Origin of the sequence: Bacillus sp. TH19 (assembly GCF_016651075.1) — a bacterium.
In the GTDB taxonomy this organism is placed as follows: Bacteria; Bacillota; Bacilli; order Bacillales; family Bacillaceae_G; genus Bacillus_A; species Bacillus_A mycoides.
Window position 1 is genome coordinate 1,287,609 of sequence record NZ_JAEKEO010000010.1, and the last position, 18,881, is coordinate 1,306,489.

16 protein-coding genes and 2 pseudogenes are annotated in these 18,881 nt (G+C 34.5%); all 18 read left to right on the plus strand.

Annotation, left to right across the window (positions count from 1 at the left end; genetic code table 11):
- Nucleotides 1-4 precede the first annotated feature (4 nt).
- The 18 genes and pseudogenes from flgC to JFU54_RS24455 all read left to right on the plus strand — a co-directional run bounded on the left by flgC (nt 5) and on the right by JFU54_RS24455 (nt 18,802).
- Nucleotides 5-418 (plus strand): flagellar basal body rod protein FlgC, encoded by a 414-nt coding sequence (flgC, locus tag JFU54_RS24375; protein WP_113938430.1) that lies wholly within the window; start codon nt 5-7, stop codon nt 416-418.
- Between the two features lie 17 nt (nt 419-435).
- Nucleotides 436-735 (plus strand): flagellar hook-basal body complex protein FliE, encoded by a 300-nt coding sequence (gene fliE, locus JFU54_RS24380; protein ID WP_002064631.1) that lies wholly within the window; start codon nt 436-438, stop codon nt 733-735.
- A 22-nt stretch (nt 736-757) separates the two neighbouring features.
- Nucleotides 758-2,332, plus strand: a complete 1,575-nt coding sequence (fliF, locus tag JFU54_RS24385; RefSeq protein WP_002012043.1) for a flagellar basal-body MS-ring/collar protein FliF — start codon at nt 758-760, stop codon at nt 2,330-2,332.
- A 13-nt stretch (nt 2,333-2,345) separates the two neighbouring features.
- Nucleotides 2,346-3,350: a flagellar motor switch protein FliG gene (locus JFU54_RS24390; protein ID WP_002012042.1), complete on the plus strand. Its 1,005-nt coding sequence runs from the start codon at nt 2,346-2,348 to the stop codon at nt 3,348-3,350.
- Entirely contained in the window at nt 3,337-4,023 is a 687-nt protein-coding gene (locus JFU54_RS24395) for a FliH/SctL family protein (RefSeq protein ID WP_033710117.1), read from the plus strand. The genes JFU54_RS24390 and JFU54_RS24395 overlap by 14 nt, the downstream gene beginning before the upstream one ends.
- Nucleotides 4,020-5,324, plus strand: a complete 1,305-nt coding sequence (gene fliI / locus JFU54_RS24400; RefSeq protein ID WP_002141120.1) for a flagellar protein export ATPase FliI — start codon at nt 4,020-4,022, stop codon at nt 5,322-5,324. Before JFU54_RS24395 ends, fliI begins: the two co-directional genes overlap by 4 nt.
- Before the next feature lie 115 nt (nt 5,325-5,439).
- The gene (locus JFU54_RS24405) at nt 5,440-5,850 is read left to right on the plus strand and encodes a hypothetical protein (protein ID WP_002012036.1); all 411 of its coding nucleotides are present in this window, start codon (nt 5,440-5,442) and stop codon (nt 5,848-5,850) included.
- Between the two features lie 10 nt (nt 5,851-5,860).
- Nucleotides 5,861-6,970: a flagellar hook-length control protein FliK gene (locus JFU54_RS24410; RefSeq protein WP_002141121.1), complete on the plus strand. Its 1,110-nt coding sequence runs from the start codon at nt 5,861-5,863 to the stop codon at nt 6,968-6,970.
- 3 nt (nt 6,971-6,973) lie between these two features.
- Nucleotides 6,974-7,552: a flagellar hook assembly protein FlgD gene (locus JFU54_RS24415; protein WP_002012033.1), complete on the plus strand. Its 579-nt coding sequence runs from the start codon at nt 6,974-6,976 to the stop codon at nt 7,550-7,552.
- Nucleotides 7,553-7,568: 16 nt separating this feature from the next.
- Nucleotides 7,569-8,792 (plus strand): flagellar hook protein FlgE, encoded by a 1,224-nt coding sequence (locus JFU54_RS24420; RefSeq protein ID WP_002012032.1) that lies wholly within the window; start codon nt 7,569-7,571, stop codon nt 8,790-8,792.
- Nucleotides 8,793-8,841: 49 nt separating this feature from the next.
- Nucleotides 8,842-9,177: a DUF3964 family protein gene (locus tag JFU54_RS24425; RefSeq protein WP_060748975.1), complete on the plus strand. Its 336-nt coding sequence runs from the start codon at nt 8,842-8,844 to the stop codon at nt 9,175-9,177.
- Between the two features lie 375 nt (nt 9,178-9,552).
- Nucleotides 9,553-10,037: pseudogene (locus JFU54_RS24430) on the plus strand (LysR family transcriptional regulator).
- A 124-nt stretch (nt 10,038-10,161) separates the two neighbouring features.
- On the plus strand, nt 10,162-11,070 hold the full coding sequence (locus JFU54_RS24435; protein WP_002064638.1) for a chemotaxis protein: 909 nt from the start codon (nt 10,162-10,164) through the stop codon (nt 11,068-11,070).
- A 490-nt stretch (nt 11,071-11,560) separates the two neighbouring features.
- Nucleotides 11,561-12,508, plus strand: a complete 948-nt coding sequence (locus JFU54_RS24440; protein ID WP_201067312.1) for a DNA-binding domain-containing protein — start codon at nt 11,561-11,563, stop codon at nt 12,506-12,508.
- A gap of 95 nt (nt 12,509-12,603) precedes the next feature.
- Nucleotides 12,604-12,833 (plus strand): annotated as a pseudogene (locus tag JFU54_RS29875) (Ger(x)C family spore germination protein); the annotation flags it as partial.
- A gap of 448 nt (nt 12,834-13,281) precedes the next feature.
- Nucleotides 13,282-14,514, plus strand: a complete 1,233-nt coding sequence (locus JFU54_RS24445; protein WP_002168735.1) for an N-acetylmuramoyl-L-alanine amidase — start codon at nt 13,282-13,284, stop codon at nt 14,512-14,514.
- A gap of 619 nt (nt 14,515-15,133) precedes the next feature.
- Nucleotides 15,134-17,854: a sensor domain-containing protein gene (locus JFU54_RS24450; RefSeq protein WP_201066645.1), complete on the plus strand. Its 2,721-nt coding sequence runs from the start codon at nt 15,134-15,136 to the stop codon at nt 17,852-17,854.
- A 171-nt stretch (nt 17,855-18,025) separates the two neighbouring features.
- Nucleotides 18,026-18,802, plus strand: a complete 777-nt coding sequence (locus tag JFU54_RS24455; RefSeq protein ID WP_002012018.1) for a TerC family protein — start codon at nt 18,026-18,028, stop codon at nt 18,800-18,802.
- Nucleotides 18,803-18,881 lie beyond the last annotated feature (79 nt).

Consider the following 18,881-nt stretch of genomic DNA (forward strand, 5'->3'; position numbering starts at 1 on the left):
AAAGATGTTTCAGGCAATTAATGCAAGTGGTTCAGGGCTAACTACAGCGAGAAAATGGATGGAAGTTACTTCTAACAATATCGTAAATGTAAATACGACGGGAGCACCGGGTGCAGAGCCGTATCACCGTCGAAGTGTAGTATTAGAATCAAATAATAGTTTTGCAAGTATGCTAGATGGAGCTCCTACTAACGGAGTGAAAATAAAAAGTATTGAAACGGATCGAAATGAAAATCTTGTGTATGATCCGACGCATCCGCATGCAAATGAAGAAGGATATGTACGTTATCCGAACATTGATGTGACAGCTGAGATGACGAATGTAATGGTTGCTCAAAAAATGTATGAAGCAAATACAAGCGTATTAAATGCGAACAAAAAAATGCTCGATAAAGATTTAGAAATCGGCCGAGGATAAGAGGGAAGAGGGGAAATATGAAAATTCAACCAATGTTAAATACACAGCCATTTGGAGCGATTCAGCCGATTGGCACACAGAAAACTTCAGAAACATCTGTAGTTGAAGGCAAAAAGTTTATTGATTTATTGGAAGATATGAATCAAACGCAAAATAATGCCCAAACAGCAGTATATGATTTACTGACAAAAGGGGTAGGAGAAACGCATGACGTTTTAATTCAGCAGAAGAAAGCTGAATCACAAATGAAAACAGCTGCTCTCGTACGCGATAATCTTATTGAAAATTATAAGTCACTAATTAATATGCAAATTTAGGAAAATGGACGGGTGTATTTAAATGGAAAAGATAAAAAATGTTTTCCAATCGTTGAAAACGTGGCATAAGTTAGTGATTGGTGCTGCGCTTTTAGCGATTGCAACAGGAGCACTTTTATACTTCACCTTGCCAGATAAATATGTTGTTGTATATCAAAATTTAAATGATACAGATAAGCAAGAGATTACAGCAGAATTATCGAAGCTAGGTGTTGATTACCAATTAGCAGCCGATGGTTCGATTCGAGTGCAAAAGAACGATGCTCCATGGGTTCGAAAAGAAATGAATGGAATGGGCTTGCCGTTTAATTCAAAAAGCGGTGAGGAAATTCTATTAGAAAGCTCACTCGGTTCAAGTGAACAAGATAAGAAAATGAAGCAGATTGTCGGCACGAAAAAGCAATTGGAGCAAGATATTGTACGAAACTTCGCGACAGTTGAAACGGCAAATGTGCAAATTACATTACCTGAAAAAGAAACAATTTTTGATGAAGAAAAAGCAAAAGGAACAGCGGCGATAACTGTTGGTGTGAAACGTGGACAACTATTAACAGCTGATCAAGTTGCGGGTATACAGCAAATGATAAGTGCTGCAGTTCCTGGGGTGAAAGCAGAAGAAGTAAGTGTTATTGATAGTAAAAAAGGTATCATCTCAAAAGGAACAGATGAAGCGCATTCTAACAGTTCCTCTTCTTATGAAAAAGAAGTAGAGATGCAGCATCAAATTGAAGGTAAATTAAAGCAAGATATTGACGCAACGTTAATGACGATGTTTAAATCAAATGAATATAAAGTGAATACGAAAGTGTCTGTAAACTACGATGAAGTTACACGTCAGTCAGAAAAATATGGCGATAAAGGTGTACTTCGCAGTAAACAAGAGCAAGAGGAAAGTTCTACTGCGCAAGAAGGAGCAGATACGAAGCAAGGTGCGGGTATTACAGCGAACGGTGAAGTGCCGAACTACGGTACGAACAATAATCAAAACGGTAAAGTTGTCTACGATAATAAAAATGGTAACAAAATTGAAAACTATGAAATAGATAAAACAGTTGAAACAATTAAGAAACATCCGGAATTAACAAAAACAAATGTTGTTGTATGGGTAGATAACGATACGTTAGTAAAACGAAAAATTGATATGACAACATTTAAAGAAGCGATTGGCACAGCAGCTGGGCTGCAAGCTGATCCGAATGGAAACTTTACAAACGGTCAAGTTAACGTTGTAACTGTTCAGTTCGACCAGCCGAAAGTTGAAAAAGAGAAAGAGCCAGAAAAAAGTGGTATGAACTGGTGGTTATTCGGTGGAATTACAGCTGGCTTGCTAGCACTAATTGGCCTAGTATGGTTCTTCTTAGCAAGACGTAAGAAAAAGAGAGAGGAAGAGGAATATGAAGAATACTTAGCAGAAGAGGAAGTTGCTGCTAGTAGTGAAAGTATTTTTGAAATTCCTGAAGAAAAAATAGTACCAGAACCAAAACCAGAGCCAGTAGAACCATCAGAGCCTACATTAGATGATCAAGTGCAGGAAGCTACGAAAGAGCATGTAGAAGGTACTGCAAAAGTAATTAAAAAATGGTTAAACGGACAGTAAGGGAGGAAAAACAATGTTAGATGAAATCTCCTCCAAAGAGAAAGCTGCCATCCTCATTCGTACATTAAACGAAGAGGTGGCAGCAAAAGTCATTGAATATATGACGGCTGAGGAAAAAGAAGTATTACTTCGTGAAATCGCGAAGTTTCGTGTATATAAACCAGAAACGTTAGAAAATGTATTAGGGGAGTTTTTGTATGAACTAAATGTAAAAGAATTGAATTTAGTAACTCCAGATAAAGAATACATTCGTCGTATATTTAAAAATATGCCAGAAGAAGATCTGGAAAAATTATTGGAAGATCTTTGGTACAACAAAGATAATCCATTTGAATTCTTAAATTCACTTACAGATTTAGAGCCACTGCTTACAGTGCTTAATGATGAATCGCCACAAACGATAGCGATTATTGCTTCTTATATTAAGCCGCAACTTGCTTCTCAATTAATTGAGAGATTACCAGATCATAAACGTGTAGAAACGGTAATGGGGATTGCAAAGCTTGAACAAGTAGATGGTGAATTAATTAATCAAATTGGTGAGTTATTAAAAGCAAAATTAAATAATATGGCATTTAGTGCTATTAATAAAACAGATGGATTGAAAACAATAGTGAACATTTTAAATAATGTTTCACGAGGTGTTGAAAAAACAGTCTTTCAAAAGCTGGATGAAGTCGATTATGCGTTATCTGAGAAAATTAAAGAAAATATGTTTGTCTTTGAAGACTTACTTGGTCTTGAGGATCTTGCGCTTCGCCGTGTATTAGAGGAAATTACAGATAACGGTGTTATCGCGAAAGCACTTAAAATTGCAAAAGAAGAAATTAAAGAGAAACTATTTACATGTATGTCTTCAAACCGTAGAGAGATGATTCTTGAAGAGTTAGATGGCTTAGGACCGCTTAAGATGACGGATGCTGAAAAAGCACAACAAACGATTACAGGTACGGTGAAAAAGTTAGAAAAAGAAGGAAGAATTATCGTTCAAAGAGGTGAAGATGATGTCCTTATTTAAAAACAGAATTCCGAAGAATTCTGTTTCTTTTTCTGAAGAAACGTATGAATTACAATTTCCGAAACCAGTATCAGTTCATATTGAAGAAGAGATACAAGTGGATCATGCAGAACTTCTTGCACAGCAAGATGCATTACATATTGAAATGAATCAGCTAAGGCAGCAGCAGCAAATGCTAGAACGAGAGCGTCAGCAGTTGTTGCAAGATAAAGAACAGTTTCAAATGCATATTCATGAACAAATGGAACAGATGGAAGCAGCGCGTATACAGTTTCAAAAAGAACAACAAGAAACAGCACACGAATGGACAGAGTTATTATGGAATCAATCTTTTCAGTTAGCAGAAAAAGTAGTGAATCAAGCGGTAGATTCGCGCTTATTAGACGTTTTGCCGATTTTAACAGGCATCGTGCAAACATTGCCTACTTCATTTGAAAAATTAATTATAACGGTTCATCCAGAAACATTTGAACGTATACAAGAAGAGAAAGAAAATACGAAAGAGTATTGGCTACTACAATTAGTAGAATGGAAGTATGATTTTTCTTTACAGTTTGGCGAATTTGTTCTGGAAGAAGAGAAAGAGTTTTTTGAGTTTAAATTTGCGCCTATATTTGCGAAGCTTCGTCATAAGTGGGAAGAAGAGAAGTTGTTTGAGGAGCAAAATGTATGAACAACGAGCTAATGAATGAACATAATAAATGGAATACATTTATTGAAACACCGTTTTATACGAAAGTTGGCAAAGTTCATAGTGTACAAGAGCAGTTTTTTGTAGCGAAAGGTCCGAAAGCAAAGATTGGAGATGTTTGTCTCGTTGGAGAACATAGTGTCTTATGTGAAGTAATTGCGATTGAAAAAGAAAATAATATGCTACTTCCATTTGGACAGACAGAAAAAGTATGTTACGGAGATGCAGTTACATTAATTGAAGAAGATGTTGTTGTACCTCGTGGTAATCATTTACTTGGGAAAGTGTTAAGTGCGAATGGTGAAGTGTTAAATGAGAACACTGAAAACATTCCACTACAAAAAATAAAATTAGATGCACCGCCGATTCATGCATTTGAGCGTGAAGAAATTACAGATGTATTTGAAACGGGAATTAAATCGATTGATTCCATGTTAACGATTGGGATTGGTCAAAAGATTGGTATTTTCGCAGGATCGGGTGTTGGTAAATCTACCTTGCTTGGAATGGTTGCGAAAAACGCAAAAGCTGATATTAACGTTATTAGTTTAGTAGGAGAACGTGGCCGAGAAGTAAAAGACTTTATTCGAAAAGAATTAGGCGAAGAAGGTATGAAAAAAAGTGTCGTTGTTGTAGCAACGTCAGATGAAAGTCACCTTATGCAACTTCGTGCGGCTAAGCTTGCAACATCTATTGCTGAATATTTCCGTGACCAAGGTAATAACGTATTACTTATGATGGATTCTGTTACTCGTTTTGCTGATGCACGCCGAAGTGTTGATATTGCGGTAAAGGAATTACCGATCGGTGGTAAAACACTGTTAATGGAAAGTTATATGAAAAAGTTATTAGAACGATCAGGAAAAACGCAAAAAGGGTCAATAACAGGTATTTATACAGTGTTAGTTGATGGTGATGATTTAAATGGTCCTGTACCAGATTTAGCTCGTGGTATTTTAGATGGACATATTGTATTAAAACGTGAGCTCGCAACTCTTAGTCATTACCCTGCCATTTCGGTATTAGATTCGGTAAGTAGGATTATGGAAGAAATCGTATCGCCGAATCATTGGCAACTTGCAAATGAAATGAGAAAAATTCTATCTATTTATAAAGAGAATGAATTGTATTTTAAACTTGGAACAATTCAAGAGAATGAAGAAAATGCTTATATTTTTGAATGTAAAAATAAAGTAGAAGCTATAAATACGTTTTTAAAACAAGGTCGAACGGATAGTTTTCAGTTTGAAGATGTTGTCCAAGCGATGCACCATATTGTATAAGATCTCGCCCTTTGAGGTCTTATTTTTTTGATTTTAATATTTCACAGATTTTTTTGTAAAAAAACTATATAATAGAAAAAGGTAACGTTATAATAGGAAGGGGCTATGAAAACGGTTGGATAAGCAGCAGTACGACACGATTAAATTGCAGATTAATCAAGAGAAAGAACATATCTTGAAAGAAGTGTACGAACTAACAGCTGAAAAAAGAAAAATAGAACAAAAAAAAGAATATGATCTATATGTTGTGAAATCACGCAATAAGGTTGTACAAACGGGACAACGTATTATGGCTGGTATGCTTTCATCACATACATTTTCACCTGAAAGAATAGAAGAATGGAATCGGAAAATTAAAAAAACAGAAGGTTTTATTCAAAAAAATGAAAGCTTTTTAGAGCAAATAAAAGAAAAAGAACGTGTCATTGATGAAATGTATGAAGAAGATTGTAAGAAGCTTGCGAAAGTAAAAGAAAAGCTGGAAGAAAAAATGCTTCTTGATTTAAAAATGTGTATGAACGGATGAGGTGGATGTAGTGATACAGTTTGTATTACCGGTGCAGCAAAGTTTACCTCCGCAAAAAGAAAAAGGGCTAGAAGTACAATCGAAAAATGAAAATTCTTCATTCGATAATACAATGAGAATTGAAAATAAAAAACAGCCGAAAACGGAGAAAATGAAACGAGAAGAAGCACCAGAAGAAGAGAAGAAAGAATATATTCTCGCAAAAAAAACGGTAACGAAAGAAGAGCCGATTGTAAAGAAAGAAGAAAAGAAAGAGACAGAACAGTTATTGTTAGCTGTATCTGAGCAGATGGTTGCAATTGAGCAATTGCGTGTGCAGCCAGAATTGTTATATCAATACATACAAAAAATACAGGCGTTATATAAAGAATACGGAAATATTAAACTGAACGAATTGCCCGCAGCTGAATTACAGCAATTACAAGAGCTTTTTTCTAACATGAATATTAAAAATGCCATATGTTTAGAAGATACAATGCAAATGGCGCTAGACAAGGTGACGATGCCAGAGCAGACGTTGCAAGTATTAAAAGTCGTAGAATCAGAAACTTGTAATATTGCAAAGAAACAAGAGGAGTCTAAGGAAGTAGAACTCCCGAAAGCAGAGAGCGATGATGTGAAGGTAGAGTTACCAAAAGTCGATCAGTTAAATGACTCAAGTTCGGCTGGAGCTGAGTTATTAAATAAAGCAACGGGTACTGATCAAATAGGAAAACAAAATAGTGGAGCTGAGAAGGTTACATTACCTGACTTAGGCAAGAAAATGGAAGCACAAGTAGAGGCTCTGCAAAAGTTTGTAGTGAAACAAGAACGTGTTTTATTCCAGCTAAATCCAGAGAAACTTGGTTCATTAACTGTATTTATGAAAAAGCATGGAGATCAAATTGAAGTCCATGTAGAAATGGAAAAACACGATGCGAAAAAGCGTGTTGAAATAATTTTTGACGAATTGAAGCTGAAATTAAAAGAAAAAGAAATTAATATTCAAATAAGTTATTCAGAAAAAGATGAACAACGTAAAGAACAGCGAGAACAAGAGCAAAGGCAAAAACAAAAATTAGCAAATACGAAACATGAGAAACAACAATCAAAAGAATTTGCGGGATTATTGGAGGAATAAAGCGTGCCAACAGTTGGATTAAATACAACGAGTACAAATCATATTCCGTTACAAGCAGGAGCGCAAAAAAGTAATGTACCTGTTAACGGTGTACAATCGCCAGTTCAACAAACAAATGGAGTTTCAGCAGGAGAGCAAAAGACTCCTGGTGTAATGGGGAAAGATGATTTTCTAAAATTGTTTTTATCAAGTTTTCAGCACCAAGATCCATTCAATGCGATGGATATGAATCAAATGATGAATCAGACAGCGCAGTTATCTCTTATGGAACAAGTGCAAAATATGACAAAAGCAGTTGATTCTTTAAGAACGACGATGTATTCGACAGCGCTTGATGGCGGAATGAAGTTTTTAGGGAAATACGTAAGAGGGATCGACGGTGACGGTAAAAAAGTAACTGGTCAAGTAGAGACAGTTCGCCTTGCGGAAAATAACGATGTACAGCTCGTTATTGATAATAAGATTGTATCTCTTCGCTTTGTTGAGAGGGTGTCTGATAAACCGATTGGAGAAACAAATCCAGAAGATGCAAAGAAAGACGATCAAAAAGTAACTGAAGAAGTAAAAACTACAAATTCATAAGGAGTGTACATACGTTATGATTAAAGCGTTATATACAAGTATTACAGGAATGAACGCAACACAAAATGCATTAAGTGTAACTTCAAATAATATTGCCAATGCACAAACGGTTGGTTATAAAAAACAAAAAGCAATGTTTGATGATTTACTATATAACAATTCAATTGGTGCAAAAGGTGACGGTAAATACGCAGGAACGAATCCGAAAAGTATCGGTAACGGTGTGAAAATGAGTGGTACGGTTACGGATTATAGTGATGGTACAATTACGTTAACAGGTGGCAAAACACAAGCTGCAATGGAAGGTAATGGTTTCTTCGTTGTAGGTGATTCAAAAGGCGGAAACATGGAATTTACGCGTAAAGGTACGTTTGGAATATCTTCAGATTATTATATTACGAACACAGAAGGTCAATACGTATTCGCATACCCTGCTAATGAGGCGACTGGTGAAGTTGATTTATCTGGTATTCCAGGCCCATTGCAAATTCCAATGGGGACGGCAATTGGTGGTATTCGAACATCGCAAGGGACAATTAAAGGGAATATTCCAACTGGTGAAAAACAAATTACGCAAGACTTACCTGTATACGATAATGCCGGTAATACATGGACAATGCGTGTAGAATTTACACAAACAAGCGAACACAATTATACATATAAAGTACAGATGCGTAATGACTCGAAAAAGGATACAAAGTTTGAGGATGTTCCAGGTGCAGGTGGTAATATGACATTTGATGCTGTTGGAAATCCAAATCCGAAAGAGCAAGGGGCCAATATTCCATTTGATGGTGGCTCTATAAAGTTAGACTTAAGTCATTTAACGAATCATCCGACAGATAAAACATTATCAGTAACAAACGTAGATGGTAGAGCGGCGGCGACTGTTAAAGATTGCTTTATTGCTGACGGTGGATATGTGATGGTAAAATATTCTGATGGAAGTATGAAATCTGCTGGTCAATTAGCTGTTGCGATGTTCCCGAATGAAGGCGGTTTGATGAAAACTGGAAATGGTAACTATACAGCGACGAATACAACTGGTATTTTAGCGTTAGGTGCATCTGGCCAAAACGGTGCAGGAAAAATACGTGGTGGTGCACAAGAAGGTGCAAACGTAGATTTATCTGTAGAATTCGTTGATTTAATGTTATACCAACGCGGATTCCAAGGAAATGCGAAAGTAATCAAAATTTCAGATGAAGTATTAAATGAAGTTGTGAACTTAATTCGATAATAAATCGTAAAGAAAAATTGTAACGTAGTAGAAAGGGTTTTATATTCGTATGACAAGACAAGAGCGAATTTTACAATTGCCTTTTTTCGAAAATAAACGTGAGCTTGCTGAGCAAGTGCTAAAAATAGAACGAGAAGAGCATATATATTTACCAGATCAATTTGAAATCAAACAAGTGCCTCCATATTCGTTTGGTGAAAAGCAAGCAATCATTGGCCGTATACACGAGTTTTATTTCGTAAGTATTGGTAGCGATAGTGTTTGGAAGTATCAACTGTTTAAAGATGAGATGAAGTGCCGTGAGTTTTTCGTTATGTTGCCGGATATTACGGATCAGCAGCTTGCTTTTTGGTTCAATAACATTGAGTTGTTGAAGGGGGCTTAAAATCTCTTAAAAGCTTTCTTTTAGGTTTTGAGAGATGTCCTAGCGATGTGTAGTAGCGGTTAGTGCCTATGAGTGGCTCGCGCATTGTGAGAACAGAGATATGGAGTGGTTCTAGGTTAGTTGAAGAGGCGAGGACCTAGCTGAGTGTAGTAGCGGTCAGAGTTGCCTATGAGCTGCTCGTACATTGTAAGACGAGAGGTATGGAGTGGTTCGAAGGCAGTTGAAGAGGCCAAAAGCCAAGTGTTTAGATGGTGCCTCATCACTTTTGGGAGAGAGGATTTATCCGAGTCTAGAAGCATTGATTTGAAATAGATTTAGATTAATTAAGATATTGTACAATTAGACTAAGTTTATATAAAAGGAGAGGTGAGGAGGATGGCGCAGAATAAGTATCGCGTTACATTCATTTCGCCAAGTGAGGTTGAGCAACGTACTGTAATGGCGGCGAGTAGTTTACCTAATTTAATACGTCAAGTAGAGAGTATTATTGCAGATCCGAACGGTTATTTTGTAAATGATAAAAAAATAATTGCTATTTTAAAGTTATTAAAGAAAATGTTACGTATATTCAATATGAGTTACTATTTTCTGATAAGGAAATTCACATTGAAAAGTTAAAACATATAGCACCGGCGGTATTGAAACAAGTATTTAAAAAAATAAACGATCCGGAGTTATATGCACTTGCGCTACTTGATGTTGATATAGCAACGAAAGAATACGTGCTAGAAGAAATGAATCCGGAGCTAAGAATAAGAGTGGAAACGGAACTTTCGAAAAAATGGGAAGCAATGCCGACAGAAATTGTAGGGGCACAAGAGGTGTTATTAGAGGCACTTGCTTCGTTTATACAAGATTAAGTGTTTTTTATAATAAATGAATCGTTCGACTATCTATATTTTTTATGTAGGTAGTTGACTTTTTCGTTTTTATAAAGCTTAATAATTAGATATACGGAATTAATGGAAGGGGAGCGACACCTTTATGTCACAAGCACAAAGTATTTTATTAGAAAGCGGAACAAACGAATTAGAAATCGTAACGTACACTGTTGGTGAAAATTTATTTAGTATTAATGTAATGAAAGTGCGTGAAATTATTAATCCATTCCCTGTTACAACTGTGCCAGAATCTCATCATGCAGTTGAAGGTGTTGTTCAAGTACGTGGTGAAATTTTACCTGTTATTAACTTAGCAACGGCTCTTAATTTAAAATCTATAAAACCACTTGATCAAACGAAATTTATCATTTCAGAATTAAACCAAATGAAAGTTATTTTCCGTGTTGATGAAGTGCATCGTATTCAACGTATTTCATGGGAACAAATTGATGAACCAGCTTCATTATCTATGGGACTAGAAGAAACGACATCTGGTATTGTAAAACTAGATGGGAAAATCATTTTACTATTAGATTATGAAAAAATTGTATGTGAAATTAGCGGTACTGGTTATGACAATAAATCACTTTCAGGATTAGAGCAAAAAACAGATCGAGCTGAAAAAGTTATTTATATTGCAGAAGATTCAGCGATGCTTCGTCAAATACTAGAAGAAACATTATCATCAGCTGGATATACGAAAATGAACTTCTTCAGCAATGGTGCAGAAGCATTAGCTCAAATTGAAAAATTAGCAAAAGAGCAAGGTGAAAAAATGTATGAACATATTCACCTGCTTATTACAGATATTGAAATGCCGAAAATGGATGGACACCACTTAACGAAAGTAATTAAAGATAGTGAAGTAATGAATCAATTACCAGTCATTATTTTCTCTTCATTAATTACAAATGAATTATTCCATAAAGGTGAAGCAGTAGGAGCGAATGCTCAAGTAAGTAAGCCAGATATCCAAGAATTAATCGGGCTAGTTGATAAGTTAGTACTATAAAGCTTCTTTTAGTTGGAAGAGAGGAGCCAGCCATGTGTGTAAAGACAGAAAGGTAGAGTGTTTCTGAGATATTTTTGTTTTTCTGTAGCCACGGTGGTAATAATGGTCATTCTTTCGGTTAATTAGTTAGCGTTGTGTAAAACCCTCACCTTTATAGTAAAGGTGAGGGTTTTTTACATGATGTTCAATTATTTCATCTATAAGATTTCGTGGTGGCGCAAACTTTTTCGGTGAAAATATATTAGGAATACCATATAATATAATTAAGTAGAATTTTTCTGATATAATATTTTGCTTAGCTATTTTTTATTTTTTAATATTTGTTAAAAATCATTTTTTATTTCGATACTTTTTATACCTTTTTATATGTTAATTATTTGACAGATAATTTCGAAATGTTATAATATGGATATGTAAAAATTTCTATTTTCTTAAAGGGCATGGGAGTCATATGAGAATTGTGAAAGGATGAGGGGGAGTGACACAGATTATGTATCACCACACAGCAATCAATGTATTAAGTCTTTTACAAAACATGTCAAATAATAAAACGAACGATATGAAATTAGAGGCGGAATTTAAAAAAATAGAGAAACAATTCCAAATCGGGTATGAAGAGCTAATCGATTTATATAATAGAATGGTATTATTTCAAATAGATATAGAAAAAAATGGCGGTATGCGAGAATATGAAAAATCAGCGATTACTTGGTTGAAGTCTGAACTAGAATTATTGTATGAAGTGTATCAATTTTGTCAACGTCATGGCTTAAACATCGCAAATATTTCAAAATATGTTAGTAAAAATGAAATGAATCTTTTCCGAAAAACGGAAAGTCAATTGCAAAACACGTATTATAAATTAAAAAAACAAGAGATGCCGTTTGAAAATATTGAAAAACAAAAGCCGGGGCGAAAACGTAAGTATACACCTGTAAAGGAGACAATTGTTGAGGCAAAACAAGAAAGCAAGCAGGAAGTAAATGAAGACGTTCGAAATGAAGAAGATGAAAAAAGCCTCGTAACAGTTATGTCTGGCATCGTGGATAACTTTGAAACAATTAGTCAATGTAGTGAAAAGAGAGAACACGAATTGCATCAGTTCATGGAGGGAATCTATAAGCTTTCTAGCATGGCGGCAGAGCGTTCGAAGGATGAGAAGAACGCACGTGGTCTTGAAGGCGAATTACATTCATTACGAGCTGAAAATGAAAGATTAACACGAGAGAAGGCAGAGCTCGTTCATGATATTAAAGAAATGACGCATCATTTAATTCATTTCATTACGAGCTCGGATATCGATCAAATTCGTACATTGCCTTACTTCGTAAAAGAATGCAAACAAGATCTACATAAGCTAGGGTTATATAACGCTCAAGACGGAAAAATGAAAATTATGGTTGACCGTAGTGGACAAGTTATGACCGTAACACAATAAAAAAATTGGGTACAAAATAAAAGGGAGATACATAGTGTATATGTATTTCCCTTTTGTTTTGTATGGAATCATTTCGGGCAGAGGAAAAGTTATAATTAATTTTAGTAAATCAAAAATTTGTAAAAAAGGAAGGAGCTAGGTCTTACTTTGTAGTATTGTGATCCGAAAAATACTGGGAATATGCGTATTGTCACTGTGAAAGGACTTAATACATAATGATTTTAAAGATAAACCGACTCTTCCTCAATATTTAACTGATTTAATTGAGGTGAATAGGTTGTATAATCGTACAGTAGTTATTACATTTCATCAACAAACTTTTAATACGGAGAATTGAAGAGTAAAGTAGGATTCCAAAGCATAGCCAAAAAGGTGGCTGTTATAAGTTATTTGCCTACCAAGATAATTAATATTTGTTTAAAATATAAGATTACTATTTTATTATACCGAGTAATTATTCACATTATATAATAATTACTTACTACATAATTAACATGGTTATCTTACAAAAATGTAAGGTTTTTTAAATTGACACTCGTACATATGAGTAACTATACTGGTTACACGACGTTGGTGAATATATTTAATAGTTTCTACCTATAAGTGTATGTCTCAGGATTCTTTTCGGAATAATAGTTCGATTTGTATTCGATATCTTTAATATAGGGATAATGCGGATTTAATCTATTCTTTATTCTAGGTCGTATTATTTAAAGATTAACTATAAATGATATATTTACCAACTTGTAATAATTTTTTAGAGGTGCTAAATTTTGAAGAAAAAATTAATTGCTACAGGAATTCTTGCTGGAAGTCTACTATCCTACTCATCTAGTGCATTTGCAAATACTCATAAATTCTCAGATGTTCCTGCATGGGCTGACAAATCCGTTAATTATTTAGTTGATAAAAAAGTATTGAGTGGTTATCCAGATGGAACTTTTGGTTCAAGTGATACATTAGATAGGGCTTCTGCGGCAACAATTATGACAAAGGCCCTTGGTATACATATTGACTTAAATGCAAAACCATCTTTTACAGATTCACAAAACCACTGGGGAACGCCGTATATTGCTGCTGCTGAAAAAGCAGGAATAATTAAAGGTGAAGGAAATGGAATATTTAATCCTTCTGGAAAAGTTACTCGTGCTGCAATGGCAACAATGTTAGTAAATGCATATAAGCTACAAGATAGAACAAATAGTAATGGGCAAAGTAAATTTGATGATTTAAAAGGACATTGGGGTGAAAAATTTGCCAATATTTTAATTGATTTAAAGATTTCTGTTGGTACTGATAATGGTTGGCAACCAAATAAATTCATAACACGTGCAGAAGCCGCACAACTTACTGCCAAAACAGATACCCTTCAATACAGTCCGAAAAACCCTTTAGAAAGTAAAACAATCATTATTGATCCTGGACATGGTGGTGCAGATCCCGGAAAGTCCACAAAAGGATTGCCTGAAAGTAAAATCGTATTAGACACTTCCTTACGCCTACAACAATTGCTCGAAAAACATACACCATTTACAGTTTTACTAACTCGTGAATCTGATACTAGACCTGGACATGACCAAAAAAGCTCTTTACAGGAACGTGTTAAATTTGCTAAGCAAAATGAGGGGGATATCTTTATAAGCATTCATGCAAATGCTTTTAATGGTAATGCAAAAGGGACAGAAACATACTACTATAAATCTTCTGAATCCGAAAAAACAAATCCTCATGTGGAAGAAAGTCGTGTGTTAGCGGAAAAAATTCAAACACGTTTAGTAGAGGCTCTTCAAACACGTGATAGAGGCGTTAAACATGGAGATCTTCATGTTATAAGAGAAAACGACATGCCAGCTGTGTTAACGGAACTGGCTTTTATAGATAATGGTATCGATTACAGTAAACTATCTACGGCAAACGGCAGACAGATTGCAGCAGAAGCCATTTATGAAGGGGTTTTAGATTATTATGAATGGAAAGGAAATAATGTATCTGAATATAGATTGTAATAGGTAAAAGAAAGTTTAGTAATTCTAGGAATATGAAATTTATAAATTGCTAAAGTATAGTTTTGTAATGTGTTTTAGTTTTATAGTGTATACTGGTGCCGACTTATTAAGGATTATAAATAAGTCGGTGTTTTAATTAGTATCCTTAATAAATACTATAGAAAGTTATGAACAAAAAACGATAAATAGTTACTATTAGAAATATTGTAGGTACTTTCATGTCTAAATAGTTTAGGTTTTTTTCTTTGTTTCACATCACAAAAAATAGATAGAAACATACATCTACATTCATTATTTTTACGTGAAATTTTAACTTGAAGATCGTTAAGCTTTATGATTCAGATGGGCAGTATATAATTAGTTCAAAGAAAACATTCTTTGAACTAATTAGCTATTAAATCTACTTGTTACATAAATAGTTCGTATAACAATAATTGATATTGTTAAGGACATAGCTGCAGATATTTGTTGTAATTCCTGTTATGGAATTTTTAAATATCTGCAGGTTTAATATAACGGTGCTTTATTTTGAAAGAAATCTTTTGAAATGGTCATAATATGAATAATAATTAGAAACAAATTTTTTAAAAATGATGAAAGACTTAAGAAGGTGAATATATTGCTTAAACATTCACATTTGCAATTTATCTTATTAACAATAGCTCTAATATTCTATATAAGCTTTTGCTATATATTTTTATTTGTTTTTCCGAATCAATATTTCGTATCAGATTTTAATATCCGACTATCATCCTTAGTTGTTGAAACTACTGTATTTATCTCATTACTGTATTCTATATTATCCGGAAAAATTAAGTTAGGAGTATTCTGGGTTTGCATTACTATTGCAATAGGGTGTTTCTTGATAGGGAATTTTATATCCGCTTTTCAAGTGCTTAATGTAGAATTGCCGATACAAAATTTTAATATCTCTGATGTGTTTTTGTTGTTTTTCTTATTCTTCTTTCTCTTTGCATTCTTTTATAAAATCATTATGGAATGTAACAAGTGGGAAAAGGCGTATTTACTTTGTGATTTATGTATTGTTGTTACTGCTATTTTTACATTAGAGTGGTACCTATTTAATAAACCTTCTGCAAATATCTTATTCTTATCAATTGGAGATGTTTTTCTTTCATTTATTTTTCCGATTATAGATTTATTGCTTCTTTTACTAGGAATTAGCCTGATCTTTCGACCAGCTATTTTTAATGCGAAAAGTAAATTATTTATTTTTATTCTCGTATTAACTGGATTGGCTATTACGGACTACTTGTATTTTTACTTACAAGATGATTTGTCAGATCGTTCACTTATATTATTAAGGTGTTTGTATAGAGTTTTCCTATTATTAATTGCTATTGCTGGTGCTATACCGAAGAATGCATCTTCTAGAAGGAATTATTTCATTATCGATCCCACATTTGGGAAGAAACTTCTTGTTATATTTCCTTATCTTGCAGTTGCGGTATTAATTGGTTTTACTCTTAAAGAGCAAACTTCCTCGGCTACACTTATTACTGGGAATTGTATTGCATTTGTATTTGTGCTGATTCGTCATACTATCGTACGAATGCAAAACAGCGATTTAACCGAAATGTTAAAAGTGTTTAATAATCAATTAGAACAAAAAGTATCTCAAAGAACAGAAGATTTAATAAACAAATCCAATGACTTGGTCAAAAATCAAGAGAGATTTAAGTCATTATATGAGTATCATCCAGATCCTATTTTAACGATTAATTCAAATGGTACTGTGTTAAATATAAACCAGGCTGGAAGTATGTTATTAGGAAAAAACAGTGATGAATTAATAGGTAAAGAGTGCTTCTCGATTTTTTTAGACGAAGATAGATCTGAATTGGAAGCAGCTCTACAGGAAGGGAAACGATGCAGTTCGGCTTCGTTACAATTACGTGTGAAAAATAATAATGAGAAGGACATTCATTTTTGGTACGTCACCATTGTTCCTATTATGATAGAAGGACAAACTTTTGGGAGTTATGTAATGGTAAAAGACATTACGAGAATGAAGAAACAACAAGATGAGATAAACTATCTAGCATTCCATGATACAGTGACGGAGATTGGAAATCGAATATTCTTCCAAAAAGAATTAGAAAAATCCATTGAGCGTGCACGAAAAACGCAGGGTGAATTTGGACTCTTGTATATAGATTTAAATCGTTTTAAGACTATTAATGATACACTGGGACATTCAATTGGTGACAGTGTTTTAAAAGAAGTTGCTAAACGTTTTAGGACATGTCTGTCACCGGCTATTCCTCTAGCGAGAATAGGGGGAGATGAGTTTGCAATCATAGTCCATAACCATACAGAGCAACAGCTATTGGATTTGTGTGAAACTCTATTTCGTATAACTGAAGAAGCATTTGTAGTAAATCAGCATAGCTTTTACTTATCTCTTAGTATAGGAATAGCAGTGTATCCGTTTGGAGGAATAAATACTACTACACTTTTACAACATGCTGATATTGCTATGTATAGTGCAAAGGAAAAAGGTAATAATGCTGTTTGCATGTATGACGAGACATTATCAAAAAAAATAACAAGACGATTACGATTAGAACAGGATTTACCTAATGCATTAGAAAATAATGAGTTGTTTCTATTATATCAACCACAAGTTGATAGTAAGGCTGGTATGGTTATTGGTGCAGAGGCTTTAATACGTTGGCAACATCCAGAGCTGGGGCTGATTTCACCTTTTGAGTTTATACCTATCGCGGAAGAAACATCGCAGATTATTTCAATTGGGAAATGGACGTTACAGGAAGCGTGTCGACAACTGGAAGAATGGCATTCTGCGGGCTATTCAAATCTAAAAATGGGGATAAATTTATCAGCTATAGAGTTTGAACAGAAGGACTTTGTTCAAACAATCATATCTACTATAGAAGAAGTAGGGGTACCTGCTAGTTCGATCGATTTAGAATTAACTGAGCGGATAGCAATGGTAGATGAAAAAGAAACGTTAGCGAAGTTAAAAGCATTAAAATCATATGGTGTACATTTATCAATTGACGATTTTGGCACAGGGTATTCTTCATTAGCATATCTCCCTTTGTATCCAATTGATACCTTAAAAATTCCAAGAGAATTTGTTAATAGGATCGGAAATTCTACTGATGGAAATGAAATTATTCATACCATTATTTCACTAGCGCATACTTTAAACATGAAAGTGATCGCAGAAGGGGTAGAAACGAAGGAACAATTAACAGTGTTACAACGTAATGCATGTTATCTAATTCAGGGCTATTACTACAGTAAACCTGTAAGTGAAGATGAATTCATCAAGTTTTTAAGCACAATGTAGCGTCACCTTTTCTAAGAAAACCACAATCTAGATTTGTTTTTTGTTGAAATTATAACAAATAGAGGACAGCAAAGTAACTGTCAAAATGTTTTAGCATTTAATTTGGCTTAATAGGAAATTCTAATGAGCAAAGACCTTATCTGATTTTAGTTTTAGAAAGGAGAGAAGCGGATGGATTCAATATGGCTAGAGTACGCTTGGGCATTATTAATTCTAATTGGATTAGAAGGATTGTTATCGGCTGACAATGCCCTTGTCCTAGCAGTTATTGCGAAACACTTACCCGAAGAAGAGAAAAAAAGAGCTATAAATTACGGAATTATTATGGCCTTTGTTTTTCGATTTGCAGCTCTATTTGCGATTTCATTTATTGCAAATGTTTGGCAAATACAAGCAATAGGAGCAGCATATCTTCTTTATTTAGGATTGAAGCATGTCATTCAGGCGCAATTCGGAAAAGACAATCAAAATATTCATAAGGACGATGAAAAGGAAGCGGCAGGTAAAAGCTACTGGTTCACAGTAGGTAAGATTGCATTAGCTGATCTTGCTTTCGCGATTGATTCAATATTAGCCGCAGTTGCTCTTGCCCTTGGTCTTCCAGATTCACCGCTAGAAGATTTCGGTGGTATGGATGGAGGCCAGTTCATAGTTGTACTTCTCGGAGGGATTGCCGGGCTTATTTTAATTAAATTTGCGGCAACTTGGTTTGTACAATTACTTGAGAAACGTCCAGCATTGGAAACAACAGCATACGCAATTGTTGCCTGGGTCGGTGTAAAACTCGCTGTAATTACACTTGCCCACGAGGATATTGGTATCTTAGACCATGATTTCCCGCACAGTACAACTTGGACTTTAATCTTCTACGGAGTATTAGTTGCTATTGCACTAATTGGTTGGTTTGCACCGGGAAGTAAGTCATCTCAGAATAATTCTAAAATGTAATACAAAGGTCAGAGCATTATGTGCTTTGTCCTTTTCAATAATAATTATATTGTGTATTTTTCGATTTAACGCTATAATT